This window comes from Pseudomonas sp. Sample_24 (assembly GCF_004307605.1).
In the GTDB taxonomy this organism is placed as follows: domain Bacteria; phylum Pseudomonadota; class Gammaproteobacteria; order Pseudomonadales; family Pseudomonadaceae; genus Aquipseudomonas.
Window position 1 is genome coordinate 1 of the sequence record NZ_RCNW01000088.1, and the last position, 1,493, is coordinate 1,493.

The 1,493-nt window shown below is 59.9% G+C and carries 2 protein-coding genes; both read left to right on the forward strand.

What is annotated here, in order from left to right:
- The coding region (locus D8V06_RS04055) for a DUF1456 family protein (protein ID WP_130930491.1) at window positions 1–467 on the forward strand (467 nt) is incomplete at its 5' end.
- A 299-nt stretch (window positions 468–766) separates the two neighbouring features.
- Window positions 767–1,493: SDR family NAD(P)-dependent oxidoreductase (locus tag D8V06_RS04060; protein ID WP_130930492.1), on the forward strand; the 727-nt coding region annotated here is incomplete at its 3' end.

Here is a 1,493-nt window from a genome sequence, read left to right on the forward strand (position 1 = left end):
TTCATAACGACGTACTGCGCAGCGTGCGCTACATGCTCGACATCAGCGACAAGAAAGTCATCGAGATCATCAAGCTCGGTGGCATGGATGTGAAGCTCGAAGACCTGGTGACCTGGCTCGACAAGAAAGAGGAGGACGAGGAAGGTTTCGTACGCTGCCCGGACGAAGTCATGGCGCATTTCCTCGACGGCCTGGTGATCTTCAAGCGCGGCAAGGACGAAAGCCGTCCGCCGCAGCCGATCGAAGTGCCGGTGACCAACAACATCATCCTGAAAAAACTGCGCGTGGCCTTCGAACTCAAGGAAGACGACATGCACGCGATCCTCAAGGCGGCCGAGTTCCCGGTGTCCAAGCCTGAGCTGAGCGCGCTGTTTCGCAAATTCGGCCACACCAACTACCGCCCGTGCGGCGACCAGTTGCTGCGCAATTTCCTCAAGGGCCTGACCCTGCGCGTGCGTCCGCAGTAATCGCCCGCCCGCGTCCCTGTAGGAGCAAAGCTTGCTGGCGATGGCGATTTCGAAAACGCTATCGCGAGCAAGCTTTGCTCCTACAAGGGATGGCGTCACAAAGCTGTATGGATGCTCACTCCCTGTAGGAGCACAGCTTGCTGGCGATGGCGATCTTGAGGACGCTATCGCCAGCAAGATGTGCGCCTGCAAAAGAAAGGGCAGTCCTGTATGGATGCTCATTCCTCGCAAAAATAGTGGCTCCGCTTCTCGCGGCTGACGACTAGGGTGTAGAGACCCTTAAGTTCTCAGGATTCGCCATGCACCCCTACTTTTCCCTGCAAGGCCGCACCGCTCTGGTGACCGGCGGCACTCGTGGTATCGGCAAAATGATTGCCAAGGCCTATGTCGAGGCTGGCGCGACCGTGTATGTCTGCGCCCGCGATGCCGAAGCTTGCCAGCAAACCGCTGACGAACTCGGTGCCCTTGGGCGCTGCCATGCCGTAGCTGCCAACCTGGCGACGGAAGAAGGCGTGCAACAACTGGCCACACGCCTGGGCGAGCAGATCACCCATCTCGACATTCTGGTGAACAATGCCGGCACCACGTGGGGCGCGCCACTGGAAAGCTATCCCATCAAGGGCTGGGAAAAGGTCATGCAGCTCAACGTGACTTCGGTGTTCAACTGCATCCAGCAGTTCCTGCCGCTGCTGCGCAAGGCAGGTTCCGAAGCGAACCCGGCGCGGATCATCAACATCGGGTCGGTGGCGGGGATTTCCTCCTTCGGCGAACAGGCCTACGCCTACGGCCCCAGCAAAGCCGCACTGCACCAATTGTCGCGGATCCTGGCGCGGGAGCTGGTCAGCCAGCACATTAACGTCAACGTGATCGCACCGGGACGGTTCCCGAGCAAGATGACCCAGCATATCGGCAATGATAAGCAGGCATTGGCCGAGGATACGGCGCTGATCCCCATGAAGCGTTGGGGGCGCGAGGAAGAGATGGCGGCGCTGGCGATCAGCCTGGCGAGTACGGCGGGGGCTTACA